13 protein-coding genes and 1 tRNA gene are annotated in these 16,677 nt (G+C 55.4%); 4 read left to right on the top strand and 10 right to left on the bottom strand.

Annotated features, from left to right (window positions below):
* Positions 1 to 107: 107 nt before the first annotated feature.
* Entirely contained in the window at positions 108 to 1,136 is a 1,029-nt protein-coding gene (locus tag BKP64_RS07365) for a quinone-dependent dihydroorotate dehydrogenase (protein WP_070967978.1), read from the bottom strand.
* A gap of 407 nt (positions 1,137 to 1,543) precedes the next feature.
* Here BKP64_RS07365 and BKP64_RS07370 point away from each other — a divergent pair, with 407 nt between their 5' ends.
* Positions 1,544 to 2,725 carry a cation diffusion facilitator family transporter gene (locus tag BKP64_RS07370; protein ID WP_070967981.1) on the top strand — a complete coding sequence of 394 codons (1,182 nt, stop codon included), beginning with the start codon at positions 1,544 to 1,546 and terminating at the stop codon, positions 2,723 to 2,725.
* On the opposite strand, the gene BKP64_RS07375 is transcribed toward BKP64_RS07370, so the two are convergent.
* Positions 2,722 to 4,221: a RimK family protein gene (locus BKP64_RS07375; RefSeq protein WP_070967983.1), complete on the bottom strand. Its 1,500-nt coding sequence runs from the start codon at positions 4,219 to 4,221 to the stop codon at positions 2,722 to 2,724. The genes BKP64_RS07370 and BKP64_RS07375 overlap by 4 nt on opposite strands.
* Positions 4,222 to 4,422: 201 nt before the next feature.
* On the opposite strand from BKP64_RS07375, the gene rimI reads away from it, so the two are divergent.
* Positions 4,423 to 5,541 (top strand): ribosomal protein S18-alanine N-acetyltransferase, encoded by a 1,119-nt coding sequence (gene rimI / locus BKP64_RS07380; RefSeq protein ID WP_070967986.1) that lies wholly within the window; start codon positions 4,423 to 4,425, stop codon positions 5,539 to 5,541.
* Here the strand turns inward: rimI and uvrB are convergent, their stop codons facing one another.
* Complete coding sequence (gene uvrB, locus BKP64_RS07385) at positions 5,542 to 7,599, bottom strand: excinuclease ABC subunit UvrB (protein ID WP_070967987.1); 2,058 nt, start codon at positions 7,597 to 7,599, stop codon at positions 5,542 to 5,544. It abuts the gene before it with no gap.
* A gap of 199 nt (positions 7,600 to 7,798) precedes the next feature.
* Between uvrB and BKP64_RS07390 the strand changes: the two genes are divergently transcribed.
* Positions 7,799 to 8,983, top strand: a complete 1,185-nt coding sequence (locus BKP64_RS07390) for a pyridoxal phosphate-dependent aminotransferase (RefSeq protein ID WP_070967989.1) — start codon at positions 7,799 to 7,801, stop codon at positions 8,981 to 8,983.
* Positions 8,984 to 9,053: 70 nt separating this feature from the next.
* Positions 9,054 to 9,129: transfer RNA gene (locus BKP64_RS07395), tRNA-Asn, on the top strand.
* A 109-nt stretch (positions 9,130 to 9,238) separates the two neighbouring features.
* Here the strand turns inward: BKP64_RS07395 and pyrF are convergent.
* From pyrF to BKP64_RS07430, 7 genes are all read right to left on the bottom strand, one after another.
* Positions 9,239 to 9,949 carry an orotidine-5'-phosphate decarboxylase gene (pyrF, locus tag BKP64_RS07400; protein WP_070967992.1) on the bottom strand — a complete coding sequence of 237 codons (711 nt, stop codon included), beginning with the start codon at positions 9,947 to 9,949 and terminating at the stop codon, positions 9,239 to 9,241.
* A gap of 32 nt (positions 9,950 to 9,981) precedes the next feature.
* Positions 9,982 to 11,151, bottom strand: a complete 1,170-nt coding sequence (lapB, locus tag BKP64_RS07405; RefSeq protein WP_070967994.1) for a lipopolysaccharide assembly protein LapB — start codon at positions 11,149 to 11,151, stop codon at positions 9,982 to 9,984.
* Positions 11,151 to 11,453, bottom strand: a complete 303-nt coding sequence (locus BKP64_RS07410) for a LapA family protein (protein WP_070967997.1) — start codon at positions 11,451 to 11,453, stop codon at positions 11,151 to 11,153. The genes lapB and BKP64_RS07410 overlap by 1 nt, the downstream gene beginning before the upstream one ends.
* A gap of 64 nt (positions 11,454 to 11,517) precedes the next feature.
* Entirely contained in the window at positions 11,518 to 11,814 is a 297-nt protein-coding gene (locus BKP64_RS07415) for an integration host factor subunit beta (protein ID WP_008172061.1), read from the bottom strand.
* Between the two features lie 131 nt (positions 11,815 to 11,945).
* Positions 11,946 to 13,637, bottom strand: a complete 1,692-nt coding sequence (rpsA, locus tag BKP64_RS07420; RefSeq protein ID WP_070968000.1) for a 30S ribosomal protein S1 — start codon at positions 13,635 to 13,637, stop codon at positions 11,946 to 11,948.
* Between the two features lie 130 nt (positions 13,638 to 13,767).
* The gene (gene cmk, locus BKP64_RS07425) at positions 13,768 to 14,448 is read right to left on the bottom strand and encodes a (d)CMP kinase (RefSeq protein ID WP_070968002.1); all 681 of its coding nucleotides are present in this window, start codon (positions 14,446 to 14,448) and stop codon (positions 13,768 to 13,770) included.
* The gene (locus BKP64_RS07430) at positions 14,448 to 16,676 is read right to left on the bottom strand and encodes a bifunctional prephenate dehydrogenase/3-phosphoshikimate 1-carboxyvinyltransferase (RefSeq protein ID WP_070968004.1); all 2,229 of its coding nucleotides are present in this window, start codon (positions 16,674 to 16,676) and stop codon (positions 14,448 to 14,450) included. Before BKP64_RS07430 ends, cmk begins: the two co-directional genes overlap by 1 nt.
* Position 16,677: the final 1 nt, after the last annotated feature.

Genomic DNA, 16,677 nt, shown 5'->3' on the forward strand with positions numbered 1-16,677 from the left:
CCCCCGCCTCGTACCATGCGATGACACGCCACGGGGTTTATTCCCCGCAAGGGCCCGCTAAGCGGGCCCACCTTATTTTTGGCCCTTCCCTTTTTGCAGAACAGGAATCAACTCTCCGCACTCACCTTCCGGATAGCATCAACCGCCTCACGAATCAGTTCCGGCCCCCGATATATAAAACCGGTATACACCTGGACCAGTTTCGCCCCGGCCCGGATCTTTTCAGCCGCGCTCTCTCCATCGGTGATACCGCCGACGCCAATAATCGGCAGTGACTCACCCAACTCGGCATAAAGCCCCTGGATAACCCGGAGCGAGGCAGCGCGAACCGGTGCGCCGCTCAGCCCGCCAGCCTCACCTGCATGTCGGTGGCCGCTGACGGCCTCACGACTGACGGTGGTGTTTGTGGCGATAACACCATCCAGACCACTCTCGCGAAGAGCGGAGGCCATAAAGCGAATTCCTTCGTCATCCATATCCGGTGCAATTTTGACCGCAATCGGCACGTAACGGCCGAATCGCTTCTCACATCCGGCCTGCTCGCTCTTGATTGCCTGCAGCAATGCTTTCAGCGAATCGCCGAATTGGAGATCACGCAACCCTGGAGTGTTGGGCGACGAGACGTTCACGGTGATGTAGTCAGCCCGGCTGTATACCGCTGAAATGCCTTTGCGATAGTCGGACTCGGACTCCTCGTTCGGCGTGTCCTTATTCTTACCCACATTAATGCCCAGCACGCCCTGGTAGCGACGCCTGTCAACCCGATCCAGCAAATGATCGAGGCCTTCATTGTTGAAGCCCATGCGGTTAATGATGGCCTGGTGTTCCGGCAACCGAAACATCCGTGGTTTCGGGTTACCAGGCTGTGCGACAGGCGTGACCGTCCCGACCTCAATAAAGCCGAAGCCCAGCGTCCCCAGAGCGTCAAGATGATCGGCGTTTTTATCCAGCCCTGCTGCAAGCCCGACGGGGTTCGGAAAATCCAGACCCATAACATTCACCGGTAATGCATCTATCTTCGGCGCAAGAGTTCCCAGCAAACCAAGCCGGTTAGCGATATCAAGACCATTTAATGCAATATTATGGGCCCGCTCCGGTGGGAGCCTGAAAAGCAGGTTGCGGATAACGCCGTACATCTGAAAACTCCTTGCCAATGAGTGAGCAGGAGTATACCGGAAGTTTTCCACAGCATCCCGGTGGAAGGCAAAATCAGCTCTAAATGACTGTATGATGGCGGTCTGATGACCTTTTCCACGGAATCTGTGGATAAACCTGTTGAAAATCGCGGGGCAACGTTTGCTATCCCTTGATAACTGCGACAGCCTACAGATTGATCATTTTTTGACCAGTTATTTTTATTATATTTTTCAATTGCTTATGCATAAAGCAAAGAACTCTTGAGTAAATCTGTACAAAATGTTAGTTCGTCACCGATTCGCAACATTGTGCATAAATAGTGCAATCAGGCAGTTAAGATGCGGTCCACACGGAGCCTGGCAATAACGTTATACTAAGGCCTGTTAATCTACCCGGAGCAGCCCGAATGGAAGAACCGGTTTCAAAGGCTCAACGCCATCGAGAAAACCTGGCCATGGAAATGAAGGCCGCGTCCAGAGTTACCATTATTGGTATGATTCTTGATGCCGTACTCGGCGTCATTAAGGTCATTGGAGGTGCTCTTTTTCATTCTCAGGCACTGTTGGTGGATGGTATTCACTCATTCAGCGACGTGGCTTCAGACCTCGTGGTTCTTGGTGTCATGCGAGTGTCACGACAGGAGCCGGATGAAGACCACCCGTACGGCCATCAGCGCATTGAGACCTTCGGCACGCTAGTACTCGGCAGCATTCTGATTGCTGTAGGTGCTGCCCTGGCTTGGGAAAATACTCTGAGGCTGCTTGAAGGCAAGGCCGATATCGTGCCTGGATGGCCAGTGCTTGTTGCGGCTGCCCTGTCTGTTCTGGGTAAGGAATGGATTTATCACTATACCCGCCGGGTTGGTCTGGCTATTCGATCCGACCTGATTATTGCCAATGCCTGGCACAGCAGGACGGATGCCTTCTCATCCGTTGTGGTTCTGGTTTCAACGTTTGGCGCAATGCTCGGGTTTCTCTGGATGGACGTGCTGGCAGCCGTTGTTATCGCCCTTATCATTATCCACATCGGCTGGAAATTTACCTGGGACAGCGTAAAGGAACTGGTAGACACCGGGCTGTCTCCGGAAGATACCGAAATGCTCAAAGACATTGCCCGTCGCACCGACGGCGTCCGTAATGTGCATGAACTGCGTAGCCGTCGTATGGGGCATGACATCCTGCTCGACATTCACCTGGTTGTGAGGCCTGACATCAGCGTGTCCGAGGGGCATCAGATCGGCATGCAGGTAGTCGGAGGCATGAGAGATGCGCTGGAGAACATCCGCGACATCAACTTCCACATTGATGCCGAGAATGATGAAGATCACCTGCCCACGTCCGAGCGGCTGCCCTCCCGGGAAGAAATCCGTGGCACGCTGGCTCGGCATGTGGGCGAACTGCCCCCCAATACCCGGCTTCGCCTGCATTATCTGAAAAACAAGGTTCACCTGGAGCTGTTTTTCGATACCTCGGCAAGCGACAACGTGCTGACGGCCGAGCGTATCCGGGAAGCACTTGATAACTATAACTGGTTTGGCAGCGCCCGAGTCTGGGTCGCGGAACCATCACTTCAGGAAACCGGGGCCTAACGGCGCCGGTTTTCCTCCATCCGGGACAGAAACTCCTGCATGATCAGTGTGTAGAGCTCGCCTCCGAGGAAGCGATCCTCCACACCTGCATCAATACTCGGATTGTCGTTTACCTCAATGACCGCCACCCGGTTACCCGACTGCTTGATATCCACACCATACAAACCATTTCCAATCAGTCGGGTGGAATTCAGTGCCGCCTGAATGACATTTCTGGGAACCTCGTAAGTTGGCATCGTCTCGAAATCACCACTCTCGCTGCTGGACTCCCCATGCTGATAAATCTGCCAGTGGCCTTTCACCATCATGTATTTGCAGGCATAGATCGCCCGACCGCCAAGAACGCCAATTCGCCAGTCGTAATCGGTGTAAAGGTACTCCTGCGCAAGAACCAGCGCCGACTGTTTGAACAATTCCCTGAGACCGGCACGCAGTGTTTTTTCATCCTCGGCCTTGGTTACCCCCCGAGAGAATGCGCCATCAGGGATCTTGATGACGACAGGGAAACCGAGCTGCTCAATGACCTGTTCCACTGCGTGCTTCTGATCCTTTGATAGAATCAGGGTTTTCGGCGTCGGTACCTTGTTGTTCTTGAGCAAGTCCGCCAGAAACACCTTATTCGTGCACCGGAGAATCGACACAGGGTCATCGATCACGACCATACCCTCGGCCTCTGCCCTGCGGGCGAAGCGATAGGTGTGGTGATCAATAGCTGTGGTCTCCCGGATGAACAAGCCGTCGTATTCCGGCAGCCGCATGTAGTCCCGGCGGGTGATCTGCTCGACATTGATACCGAGCTTGCGACCAGCTTTTTCAAACCGCTTGAGCGCAATTTTGTCGCTTGGTGGCATCTCCTCATCGGGGTTGACCAGAACAGCCAGATCAAAACGGTAACGGCGACGTGTTCGTGGCTTACGCCAAACCATGCTGCTGAAACGGTCAAAAGCCGCCGCAAAGATATCCTGTTCGTGCTCGTCCAGATCCGCAGGCGCCGCAGGCTTCATGGATTCGATCTGCCATTTTTTTCGGCGCTTGAAAACGATCTCCAGAATCGGACAGGGAAAACGCTCAAACAGCGCCCGCGCCACAGGCTTCAGGTCCGGGTTCTCGGCCTGACCGAAATAGGTGCGGATCCTGACTTCATGGGTCGCCTCACGCTCATCGGTTGCCGGATCAATTTCCGCACCAGAGGCCTCCAGCCAGTTGATCACACTGTCATCAAGCTCTTCCAGCTCCAGCGAGAACAGCCCCTTTCTGCTCAGATCGTTAAGCGTCATTACCGAGGGCACTACATGGTGGCCGCGTGCTTCCGCCAGTAAGGAACAGTAATACCCACGACTCAGGTATTTCGCACTCTGGCACAGATTGATAACCCGGACGCGACTGGAGGCTGGCACCGAGAGCTCCAGGTACTGATCGAAGGTCAGTACATCTTCACTGGGATAATAAGGCGACCAGTCTCTGGCGCGATCTACAACGATGAGCAAACGGGACATGTATGGCATTCCTCCCTGAAGGTTCAGCCTCAACAACAAGTCGCAACAATACGCCGGGGCCTAATCCTGCACAATCACCGGATAATGCGTGCTTTTACGCATAGCTGGCGTATTTGCCAATACCAGCAGTTCTCCCATAATAGCCCTATAAGGGAAGCCAGCCAGCATACCCGACCAGACTCTCTCCAAGGCTCCACCCACATGCCTGAACTTCAGCTCCGACATGCCACCAACGCCGACCTCAACGATCTTGTCCGGCTGGAAAACCGATGCTTTTCAGAGGATCGAATTTCGCGGCGAAGCTTTCGGCGATTCCTGGAGATGCCCCGGGACCGTTTGATCGTAGCCAGCCTCGGGGAGCAGCTTGTGGGCTACTGCCTGGTCCTGATGAATGCCGCCACACGCCTTGCGCGCATATACTCTATTGCAGTATCCCCGACTGCCCGTGGGCGCGGTGCTGGCGAGAAACTGGTGCGAGAGGCCGAGCGGGAAGCGGTGGAAGCAGGGCGCATTGTTATGCGCCTGGAAGTCAGAGAAGACAACGGGCCAGCCATAGCCCTATACAAGCGGCTCGGTTATCGCCAGTTCGGCACGCTCCGGGACTATTACGAGGACCACGGCAATGCTCTGCGCTTTGAGCGGCGTATCCTGTTTTATGAACCGTCCCGGAAATTTCCGGCCGTGCCCTACTATCCGCAAACCACGGAATTTTCATGCGGGCCGGCAGCACTGATCATGGCGATGGCGGCACTCGATGAGCAGCAACCGATGACCACACTGGAAGAGCTTAAGCTCTGGCGGGAGGCCACCACCATCTTCATGCTGGCCGGTCATGGAGGCTGCGGTCCTCACGGACTCGCACTTGCAGCCTGGCATCGCGGATTTAACGCCAGCGCCTGGATCAGCAAAGAGGGTGCCCTGTTCAAGGACACGGTAAGAAACGAGGATAAAAAACGAGTGCTTGAACTGGTGCACGAGGGCTTTCTGCACGACATAGGTCTGACAGGTATCGACCTGCACCACGATCCGCTCACACTTGAAGGAATGGAAACAGCCCTCCTTGAAGGCCGAATCCCGGTTATTCTGATCAGTACCTGGCAGCTCAATCGCAGCCGGGTGCCACACTGGGTAACTGTTTGCGCCATTGATGACCAGTTCGTGTATCTGCACGATCCGGAAATCGATGTAGAGGCTGGAGACACCGTGGCTGACAAACAGTACCTGCCTATCGACCGACGAATCTTCGACAAGATGTCGAGGTACGGCAGCCTCCAGCCCCTGCAGGCTACCGTGATCGTCGGGCCAAAACGCACCGGCTGATCAAGCGGTTCGCAGCGCGGCTTCCTTCAGTTCCGAGATTTCATCCCGTAAACGTGCGGCGTTCTCAAAGTCCAGATCGGAGGCCGCCTTGTACATCTCGTCCTCCAGACGGGATACTTCCTTGAGCAACTCTTCCGGCGATCTGTTGCCGGCCCTGGCCCTGTACTGCTCGGCTTCCTCGGCCGCTTTCTGACCAGGACGTTCAGCCTTCCGCCGACCGCGCCCGCCGCCACCGGCACCTTCCATGATGTCCGCTATCTTCTTGTTCAGCCCCTGAGGTGTGATGCCATGCTCCTCGTTATGGGCAGCCTGTTTGGCTCGCCGACGACCGGTCTCATCGATGGCTTTTTGCATGGAACCGGTTATACGGTCGCCATACAGTATGGCCCTGCCGTTAATGTTCCGCGCAGCCCGGCCAATAGTCTGAATCAGTGACCGCTCAGATCTCAGGAAGCCTTCCTTGTCCGCATCCAGAATTGCCACCAGTGATACTTCAGGCATATCCAGACCTTCCCGCAACAGGTTGATTCCGACCAGTACATCGAATACTCCCCGACGGAGATCCCGGATGATTTCGACCCGTTCAACCGTATCAATGTCGGAGTGCAGGTAACGTACTTTAATGTCGTGCTCCATGAAGAAGTCGGTGAGATCCTCCGCCATACGCTTGGTCAGCGTTGTTACCAGCACCCGCTCCCGGATGGCAACGCGGGCGCGGATTTCTGACAGAAGGTCATCAATCTGAGTGGAAGCCGGGCGCACTTCGATTTCCGGATCCAGCAAACCGGTGGGCCTGACCACCTGCTCAACCACCTGCCCGGCATGTTCCGCCTCGTACGTGGACGGTGTCGCGGAAACAAAGATCATCTGGGGAGCAATGCGCTCCCACTCTTCGAAACGCATCGGGCGATTGTCCAGCGCCGAGGGCAACCTGAAACCGTATTCCACCAACGTCTCTTTTCGTGACCGGTCGCCTTTGTACATGGCGCCAATCTGGGGAATGGTCACATGGGACTCATCGACCACCAGCAGGGCATCGGGCGGCAGATAATCGAACAGGGTCGGAGGCGCTTCACCCGGCTGGCGACCAGAGAGATAACGGGAGTAGTTCTCGATGCCGTTGCAGTACCCCAGCTCCATCATCATCTCAATGTCGTAGCGGGTCCGCTCCTCCAGCCGCTGAGCTTCCACCAGGCGGTTGTTGTCTCGCAACTGTTGCAGCCGTTCGTCCAGCTCCACACGAATGTGCTCAACCGCGTCCAGAACGGTCTGGCGTGGCGTGACATAATGGGATTTGGGATAAATGGTAACCCGGGGCACCCTCCGAAGTACCTCCCCGGTCAAGGGGTCGAAATAGCTCAGGTTTTCGACTTCATCATCGAACAACTCAATTCGAATGGCCTCTTTTTCAGATTCCGCCGGAAACACATCAATAACATCCCCGCGCACCCGGTAATTGGCCCGGTGAAACTCGATATCATTGCGGGTGTACTGGAGTTCAGCCAGGCGCCTCAGGATAAGACGCTGGTCAATCTGGTCACCACGATCCAGGTGCAACATCATTTTGAGATAAGACTTCGGATCCCCCAAACCATAGATTGAAGAAACCGTTGCCACGATAATCGCATCCGGCCGCTCCAGAAGTGCTTTTGTGGCTGACAACCGCATCTGCTCGATGTGCTCGTTAATAGAGGCATCTTTTTCAATAAAGGTGTCAGAAGACGGTACGTAAGCTTCCGGCTGGTAGTAATCATAATAGGAAACAAAGTACTCAACGGCATTGTCCGGAAAGAACTCCCGGAACTCTCCATACAACTGTGCAGCCAGTGTCTTGTTGTGGGCCATGACAATCGTCGGGCGCTGAACCTGCTCTATAACATTGGCAATCGTGAAGGTCTTACCCGAACCGGTTACACCCAGCAGTGTCTGATGGGCCAGACCTGACTGAATACCATCAACCAGCCCCTCAATCGCCTTCGGCTGATCACCCGCAGGCTGATAAGGTGAGTCGACTCTGAATACGGCCTCTTTGGCAGCCCTGGACTCTTTATTGGCCATAATTGGCGGATAACCTCCGGTAAATTAACAGTGAAAGCCACTGATCAGGCTCATACTATCGAGAAATTTAGCGTTATGCCGGCTTCATGATACCATCAGTGCGATCGACGGCTGGGCGAAAATCAGCCATCAATTTGGCCTTTCCATCGATGCCCCGCCGATCGCAGCCCTATCAGACGCAGCTTTAAGGAGCGCAAGTTTGGACCTTCAACTTTCCAGCCGAGTACAGGCTATCAAGCCCTCCCCCACCCTCGCAGTCACCAACAAGGCCGCAGAACTGCGTGCCGCCGGCCAGGACATCATTGGCCTTGGTGCTGGCGAACCGGACTTCGATACCCCCGATCACATCAAACAGGCGGCCATTGAGGCCATCCATAACGGTCAGACCAAATACACCGCTGTGGATGGTACGCCCGCCCTGAAGAAAGCGATTATTGCGAAGTTCAAACGAGACAACGGCCTGGAATACGAAGCCAACCAGATACTGGTATCCAGTGGTGGCAAACAGAGCTTTTTCAACCTGGCACTTGCCACCCTGAACCCCGGCGACGAAGCCATTATTCCGGCCCCCTACTGGGTATCCTATCCGGACATGGTACTGGTTGCCGAAGGCAAGCCGGTCATTATCGAAACCGGTGCAGACACCCGTTTCAAGATCACGCCGGAACAGCTCGAAAGCGCGATCACCGAGCGTACCCGCCTGTTCGTGATCAACAGCCCCTCCAACCCCAGCGGTATGGCTTACAGCCTGGAAGAACTGCAGGCGATCGGGGAAGTGCTGAAGAAGCACCCGAACATCATGATCGCCACTGACGACATGTATGAACCCATTCTCTGGACCGGAAAACCATTCTGTAACATCCTGAATGCAACGCCGGAGCTTTATGACCGGACATTTGTTCTGAACGGTGTCTCCAAGGCTTACTCCATGACTGGCTGGCGAATCGGCTACGCCGCCGGCCCGGCAAAAATCATCGGCGCCATGAAAAAGATCCAGTCCCAGAGCACCTCGAACCCGTCATCGATTTCGCAGGCTGCCGCCCAGGCTGCCCTCGACGGTTCGCAGGACTGCGTCGGGGAAATGGTTACGGCCTTCAAGGAGCGTCACGACTGGTTGGTTGAGGCTCTGAATGCCCTGCCCGGCGTTGAATGCCTGAAAGGTGACGGCACCTTCTATGTATTCCCCAGCTTCCAGGGAGCCATCGAGGCCGACGCTAGTGTCAGCAGTGACGTGGAGTTCGCCGAAAAGCTGCTTACCGACGCAGGCGTTGCCCTGGTTCCAGGCTCCGCATTCGGTTGCCCGGGCCATATGCGCCTGAGTTTCGCAACCAGCATGGAGAACCTGAAAAAGGCTATTGAGCGTCTCCAAAAAGCGCTCGCCTAAAAATTTCGGGCTGGGGGTTGACGGGGCGCTATAGCCAACTTAATATACGCGCCTCGTCACACGACGACGTTCCCCGATAGCTCAGTTGGTAGAGCAACGGACTGTTAATCCGTTTGTCGCTGGTTCGAGCCCAGCTCGGGGAGCCACTATTCTGAAAACCCGCTAATTCTCTGAGTTAGCGGGTTTTTTATTGCCTGATTTCTGCCCTAGCCGGCTTGTTGGGCGGGCCGGGGCAGGAGTTGAAAAAACAATCGATTAGAGGCCCATCACCTCAGCATGAATAGCCTCCAAAGCAGCTAACGGATCCGACGCCCGGGTAATCGGACGGCCGATCACCAGGTAGTCGGAACCAGCCTTGAGAGCCTCACTCGGAGTCATGATCCGCTGTTGGTCGCCCTTGTCGGCGGTCAGCGGACGAATCCCCGGGGTAATCAGCTTGAAGTCGGCGCCCTGCTCCGCTTTGAGCTTTAGGGCTTCCTGGGCAGAGCAGACGACGCCATCCAGGCCGCAGTTTCTCGTGAGAGTTGCAAGCCGTGATACCTGGGCTTCCGGGGAGTCGGTGATGCCGATACCAGCCAGATCCTCGGCAGTCATGCTGGTGAGAACGGTGACGGCGATCAACAACGGGCGATCCGCACCAAAAGCTTCCAGACGCTCCCGGCAGGCGGTCATCATTTTTTCACCGCCCGAGGCGTGGACATTTACCATCCAGACGCCGAGATCTGCGGCAGCCACTACCGCCGCCGAGGTGGTATTCGGAATATCGTGGAACTTCAGGTCCAGGAACACATCGAATCCGCGCCCGTGGAGCCCCTCAACAAACTGAGGGCCTGAACGGGTAAACAGCTCCTTGCCCACTTTCAACCGGCATTTGGCAGGATCCAGTTTATCGACCAGTTCCAGGGCCGGGTTTTCGGAGGGAAAGTCCAGGGCTACGATGATTTTGGGGTCGTTTGCGGTTTGCACGTTCAATTATCCTGAGGAAATTCAGTAGAAGTTTATTCGGCTTCAACGCCCTGAATCGGACGGACGGTTTCCCACTGCTTGCAGCTAGGGCACAACCAATGGAGCTGCTGCCCCGAAAAGCCACAGTTGACGCATCGATACACCGGGCGGTTGACCAGTATCAGGTGGCCGATACGACTAACCAGCCGGCCTTCATCCGTCGTCATGCCCTTTTCGTAGCCTGCCATTTCAACCAGCCTCAGCAGACCACGAACGCTGGGTCGCACCTCCAGCTCCTGTCTCAACAAATCAATAGCCGCCGGCCTGCCGGAAGCACGCTCGACAGACTCAACCAGCGCCAGCAGAAGACTGGTACTCGGGTAACTTTCATACAGTTTACGGAGCTTCTTGACCAGACGCCCCACATCACCGTGGTCATGCTCCAGCTTCATCAGCCGGTCGACCGCCTCGGATCCGAATTCCGGATTCTGGTCAAATACCTTCAGACTCTGATTCCCGGCCTCCCGGTAACTGCCCTGACGAATGAGCAATCGCATAAGAATAAAAGAGGCCCGGACGCATGAGCGGTCATAATCCAAAGCTTCTTTTGCAAGCTTCTGGGCGGACCACCGGTCATCTTGCTTCAGTGCTTCCTCAGCCAGCTCACAGGTAATATAGGCGAGCACCTTGAACATCCCGGGATCGGCATCGCCTTTGGTGAGCGTTCGCGCAACATCGGCGGCCTTGCGCCATTCTTTTTCCTGCTGATAAAGCTCAATCAGTTGTTGGGCAGATTTACGCCCGTAATCCCGATCTCCCATCAACTGATGCAGAAGCGCCTCTGCCCGGTCCAGAAGGCCAGCATTCAGATAATCCGTTGCCAGCTCGAGGGTAACCTGGGGCGAAAACCGGGTTGGCAGCTCAGGTCTGGCCAGCAGGTTTTGATGAATGAGAATGGCCCTGTCCGTCTCACCCTTGAGGCGAAAATGATTACCTATAGAGAGGTGAAGGCTGACCGTATCCTTGTTTACAGCCAACGACTGAACAAAGTTCTCGACCGCCTGATCAGAATAGTTAGTGAATAGAAACTGAAGCCGGTCGCGTACTGAGTCTTCATCAGCGATAGTGGTTCCGGATCTGCGGCCACTGCTACCAAGCCTGCCAGCCACCCAGCCTGCTGCGACCGCTGCCGTAAGCAACAGCCACTGAAGCACCATATCCATTAAAGAGTCCGGTCGTTCTGGGCCCTGGATTTCTCCAATGCCTGCTCGGCACGATCGAGTCGTTTCTGAAGGGTGCGCCGGGAGACCGAAGTACGAAAGGTCGCCAGCATGGTCATTAGCACGCCTGCAAGGGCGCCAATGACAAAGGCCATAATAATCCAGACGGCGATGCCGTGGGGCTGGGTTTCAAACAGCAGAAAGTTGAGAGAAACCGCCATCTGATTATTGAGCGAAAACACAAGGGCCAGCAGGATAAGGGCCAGTACCAACAGAATAATAAGAACCTTCTGCAATCCTGCCATGGTGAAACCACTCCAAAATGAGCCAATGATTAAGCCGGGATTATACGCGCTAGCTGATCAGGTCTTAAAAGCCTTTTTTCAGGCTGTCGTTAACCTGTTCCCGCAACTCTTTACCGGGTTTGAAATGCGGCACGTATTTAGCGGGCAACTGAACCGCCTCACCTGTCTTCGGATTTCGCCCAGTTCGGGCGGCCCGATGATGGAGGGAAAAGCTGCCAAACCCCCTGATCTCGATTCTCTGACCATCGGCGAGCGATTGGGACATGTGCTCGATAATGGTTTTAACGGCCAATTCTACATCTTTAACGGAGAGCTGCGTTTGCTTTGAAGCAATCAGCTCCACCAATTCGGACTTCGTCATGAGGCGTTTCCCTCTTTCATTATTATTAAGCCATCGGCTACCGGACTCCCATGACACTAGTTTAGCCAAACCCAAAAAAAACACAAAAAAAACGGGCTCTTAGAGCCCGTTTTTTCTTACCAACCGGAAAATCAGTCCTTGTTGGCGTTCTGCTGCTGCATCTGCTCCTTGATGAGATCACCAATGGTGGTCGCACCAGAAGATTCAGCCGTTTTCGCCCGCACACCTTCAAGTGCCTGCTTGTCGTCCTCAACATCTTTGGACTTCACAGACAGGTTGATGATGCGGTTCTTACGATCGATGCTGATGATCTTAGCTTCAACTTCTTCGCCTTCCTTCAGCGCGTTGCGTGCATCTTCAACACGGTCACGGCTGATTTCAGAAGCCTTGAGCACAGCTTCAACTTCGTCGTTCAGAGCGATAGTCGCGGCCTTGGCATCAACTGCAGACACAGTACCCTTAACAATAGAGCCCTTGTCGTTCAGCTGTACGAACTCGGCGAACGGATCGCTCTCAAGCTGCTTGATACCCAGGGAAATGCGCTCACGCTCAGGATCAACAGACAGGATAACGGTTTCGACTTCGTCACCCTTCTTGTATTCACGAACCGCTTCTTCGCCAGTCTCGTTCCAGCTGATGTCAGACAGGTGAACCAGACCGTCGATGCCACCGTCGAGTCCGATGAAGATACCAAAGTCAGTAATAGACTTGATCTTGCCGGAGATACGGTCGCCCTTGTTGAAGTTGCTGGAGAAATCTTCCCACGGGTTGGAAGCACACTGCTTGATACCCAGGGAGATACGACGACGCTCTTCGTCGATATCCAGAATCATCACTTCCACTTCGTCGCCAACCTGAACGACTTTGGACGGATGGATGTTCTTGTTGGTCCAATCCATTTCGGATACGTGAACCAGACCTTCCACACCCTCTTCCAGCTCGGCAAAGCAGCCGTAATCCGTCAGGTTGGTAACACGCGCCTTGACACGGCTACTTTCAGGGTAACGACCTTTGATATCGACCCAGGGATCTTCACCCAACTGCTTCAGACCCAGTGAAACGCGGTTACGCTCACGGTCAAACTTCAGAACTTTAACGCTGATCTCATCGCCCACATTGACGATTTCGCTCGGATGCTTGATGCGCTTCCAGGCCATATCGGTAATGTGCAGCAGACCGTCAACACCGCCCAGATCTACGAACGCACCGTAGTCGGTCAGGTTCTTGACGATACCCTTGATTTCCATACCTTCGGTCAGGGTTTCCAGCAGAGCTTCACGCTCGGCGCTGTTTTCAGCTTCCAGAACGGCGCGGCGGGAAACAACCACGTTGTTACGCTTCTGGTCCAGCTTGATAACCTTGAACTCAAGTTCTTTGTTCTCCAGGTGCGCGGTGTCGCGAACCGGACGAACATCTACCAGAGAGCCTGGCAGGAAGGCGCGAATACCGGCCAGATCGACGGTGAAACCACCTTTGACCTTGCCATTGATAATGCCCTTGACCACTTCTTCGGCTTCGAAGGACTTCTCGAGTACCTTCCATGCCTCTGCACGCTTGGCCTTCTCACGGGACAGACGGGTTTCACCGAAACCATCTTCAACCGCATCAAGAGCCACATCGACCACATCGCCGATGGCAACTTCCAACTCGCCTTTTTCGTTCAGGAACTGGGAGGCGGGGATAACGCCTTCGGACTTCAGTCCGGCGTTAACGGTGACCCAGTCGTTATCAACATCCACCACGGTTCCCTGGACGATGGAACCCGGCTGCATGTCAATTTCTTTTAGGCTTTCTTCAAAAAGATCCGCAAAGCTCTCGCTCATTATGAGTCCTATATGATCAACGCAAGTACGCTCCGTGCCACCAGCAACACGGTCTGTTAATAATGTCCGGACGTGGCCAGTGGCTGGCCGATAACGCCACTTCCGGCACTTCAACGCAAAACAGGTGCAGTCAGGCCTGACCTGCCACGGCCATGCACCTGACTAACACCTCTTCTATACTCAAACCCGTAGAATCAATGACTTGCGCATCATCTGCAGGCTTGAGAGGGGCTGCAGAACGGTTTATATCCCGTTCATCGCGAACCCGTATCTCCTCTAAAAGGGCATCAATGTTAACATCGACACCCGCGTCCTTCAACTGGTTGTAACGCCTTCGGGCACGCTCCTCCGCACTGGCTGTCAGGAAGATCTTTGCCGGAGCATCGGGAAAGACCACCGTGCCCATATCCCGGCCATCGGCGACCAGGCCAGGCGCTTTCCGGAAATCCCTTTGCCGTTGTAGCAGCGCATCCCGTACAGGTTGCATTACCGCAACCCTCGAGGCGTTGTCACCACAGGTCTCGGTACGGATTTCCGAGGTCACATCTTCACCCGCCAGGATGACCCTCGCGGGTTCTCCCGCCGGCGTCGGCTCAAAAGCAACGTCCAGCGAAGCCGCCACGCCAACCAGGCCTTCCTCATCGTCCAATGCGACACCCTGGCGAACCGCGGCCAGCGCAGTCAATCGGTAAAGCGCCCCGCTGTCCAGCAAATGATAGCCCAGCTTCCTGGCAAGCATCTGGGTAACAGTGCCTTTGCCCGATCCACCGGGACCGTCGACGGTAATAACCGGCGCCTGACTGTCACTCATTATTCAGCTCCTTCGGCGGAGATATTGATTCCGGTATTCCTGGCAAGTTCCACAAACCCCGGGAAGGACGTTGCCACGTTGGCACAGTCTTTCACTTCGATCTCTCCCGCCGCCCTCAGCGAAGCAACGGCAAATGACATGGCAATCCGATGGTCGCCATGACTGCTAACCGTGCCACCACCGATGGCCTGGCCACCTTCAATAATAATGCCATCCGGAGTCACCTCGGACTCAACCCCCAGTGCGGCAAGCCCGTCTGCCATAACCTGAATTCGATCACTTTCCTTGACCCGAAGTTCCTCAGCTCCGCGCAGAACCGTGCGACCACTTGCACACGCCGCAGCGATAAATAGTACCGGGAACTCATCGATCGCCAGTGGCACCTGGTCTTCGGGAATATCAATGCCTTTCAGATTCGCAGAACGGACGCGCAGGTCCGCAACCGGCTCTCCACCAATCTCCCGCTCATCGAGCACTTCAATATTGGCGCCCATCTGCCGGAGAATATTAATAACCCCGACCCGCGTCGGGTTCATACCAACGTGTCGCAAGATAAGATCAGATCCCGGAGCAATGCTGGCAGCAACCAGGAAAAAAGCAGCAGAGGAAATGTCTGCCGGGACGTCAATATTCGTTGCTGTCAGCGTTCCGCCGCCACTTACACTGGCCGTGGCACCATCACGATGCACATGATAGCCAAAACCTGCCAGCATGCGCTCGGTGTGGTCGCGAGTTGGCGCCGGCTCAGTAACGGACGTACTGCCGTCTGCGTAAAGCCCTGCCAGCAGCAGGCAGGATTTAACCTGGGCACTGGCCACCGGCATCTCATAGTGGATCCCGGTCAGGTGCTGACCACCCCGGATTTTAAGCGGGGGGCGCCCGCCCTCGGCAGTGTCGATCACTGCACCCATTGCCCGGAGCGGGTCGGCGACCCGCCCCATGGGACGCTTCGAAAGGCTGGCATCGCCGGTCAACTCCGAGTCAAAAGGCTGTGCTGCCAGCAGGCCGGCAAACAGCCGCATGGCGGTACCGGAATTGCCGAGATACAGAGGGCCGCGAGGTGCCTGAAGCCCCTTGATGCCAACGCCATGGATGCGCACAAATCCGTCGTCCGGGCCCTCAATAGTGACCCCCATATCGCGAAATGCCTGAAGGGTGGCCAGACTGTCCTCCCCCTCAAGAAAGCCCTTGACCTCAGTAATGCCGTCGGCCAGAGCGCCCAGCATTATCGAGCGATGGGACATGGATTTGTCGCCTGGCACCCGGATATCTCCGGAAATAGCACTACCTGGCTGAAGACGGAACGTTACCGGTTTCTCAGTGTTGTGTGTCACGTAAGCCTGCCCTGAAAGCATCTTTGAAAAATGTTCTCGCGCCGCCTTGGCACGACTGAAAACCCTCAACAGTGTGGCACTGTCCTGTTGGGCGATCGCTGTGCGCAGTTGGTCGAGGTCGTGCGTAAAATGGTCAATTACCCGAAGAACTGCGTCCCGGTTAGACAGGAATATGTCGTGCCACATCACCGGATCACTGGCAGCAATCCGGGTAAAATCGCGGAACCCCCCCGCCGCATAGCGAAAGATGTCCATATTTTCGTCTTCGCCTGCAAGTGTATCTACCAGGGAAAACGCAATCAGATGAGGCAGGTGACTAGTGGCCGCCAGAACCTCGTCGTGGTACGCCACAGACATGGTAAGGACCGTGGCTCCACAACCTTCCCAAAGCGCTTTCAGGCGGGCAACATCCGGCTCACCCGCATTGTCACCGGGAGTCAGGATCACCTTGTGCTTGGCAAACAGCTCCGGGTTTGCGGCCCGGATACCACTTTTTTCGGAACCTGCAATAGGATGCCCCGGAATCACCTTTGGCGACAGTGCGCCGAACACAGCCTCTACGTCGGAGACGAAACTGGATTTCGTACTACCAACATCTGTCAGCACGGTATCAGCTCCGAGCCAAGGCCTGATCTCTTCGAGCACTGACCGCGTAGCACGCACTGGAACCGCCAGCACCACCAGATCACTGCCTGTTACCGCCTCTTCAATAGACGCCGCAGCTTCGTCGATGATACCCAGCTCTTCACCCAGGGCCAGTTCATCCGGCCGCTTATCCGCACCAACCACAGAGCCCGCCAGTCCATGGCGGCGTATGGCACTGGCCAGTGAGCCTCCAATCAGCCCAAGGCCTATAATCGCAACTCGCTTGAAAAGGGGCTTTTGGCCAGACACG

The organism is Marinobacter salinus (assembly GCF_001854125.1).
GTDB lineage: Bacteria > Pseudomonadota > Gammaproteobacteria > Pseudomonadales > Oleiphilaceae > Marinobacter > Marinobacter salinus.

What these genes read in the sequence shown, in the direction of transcription:
- BKP64_RS07365 (WP_070967978.1), bottom strand. Translation starts at nt 1,136, where the DNA reads ATGTACGGCGTTATCCGCAACCTGCTTTTCAGGCTCCCACCGGAGCGG.
- BKP64_RS07370 (WP_070967981.1), top strand. Translation starts at nt 1,544, where the DNA reads ATGGAAGAACCGGTTTCAAAGGCTCAACGCCATCGAGAAAACCTGGCC.
- BKP64_RS07375 (WP_070967983.1), bottom strand. Translation starts at nt 4,221, where the DNA reads ATGTCCCGTTTGCTCATCGTTGTAGATCGCGCCAGAGACTGGTCGCCT.
- rimI (WP_070967986.1), top strand. Translation starts at nt 4,423, where the DNA reads ATGCCTGAACTTCAGCTCCGACATGCCACCAACGCCGACCTCAACGAT.
- uvrB (WP_070967987.1), bottom strand. Translation starts at nt 7,599, where the DNA reads ATGGCCAATAAAGAGTCCAGGGCTGCCAAAGAGGCCGTATTCAGAGTC.
- lapB (WP_070967994.1), bottom strand. Translation starts at nt 11,151, where the DNA reads ATGGATATGGTGCTTCAGTGGCTGTTGCTTACGGCAGCGGTCGCAGCA.
- BKP64_RS07410 (WP_070967997.1), bottom strand. Translation starts at nt 11,453, where the DNA reads ATGGCAGGATTGCAGAAGGTTCTTATTATTCTGTTGGTACTGGCCCTT.
- BKP64_RS07415 (WP_008172061.1), bottom strand. Translation starts at nt 11,814, where the DNA reads ATGACGAAGTCCGAATTGGTGGAGCTGATTGCTTCAAAGCAAACGCAG.
- rpsA (WP_070968000.1), bottom strand. Translation starts at nt 13,637, where the DNA reads ATGAGCGAGAGCTTTGCGGATCTTTTTGAAGAAAGCCTAAAAGAAATT.
- cmk (WP_070968002.1), bottom strand. Translation starts at nt 14,448, where the DNA reads ATGAGTGACAGTCAGGCGCCGGTTATTACCGTCGACGGTCCCGGTGGA.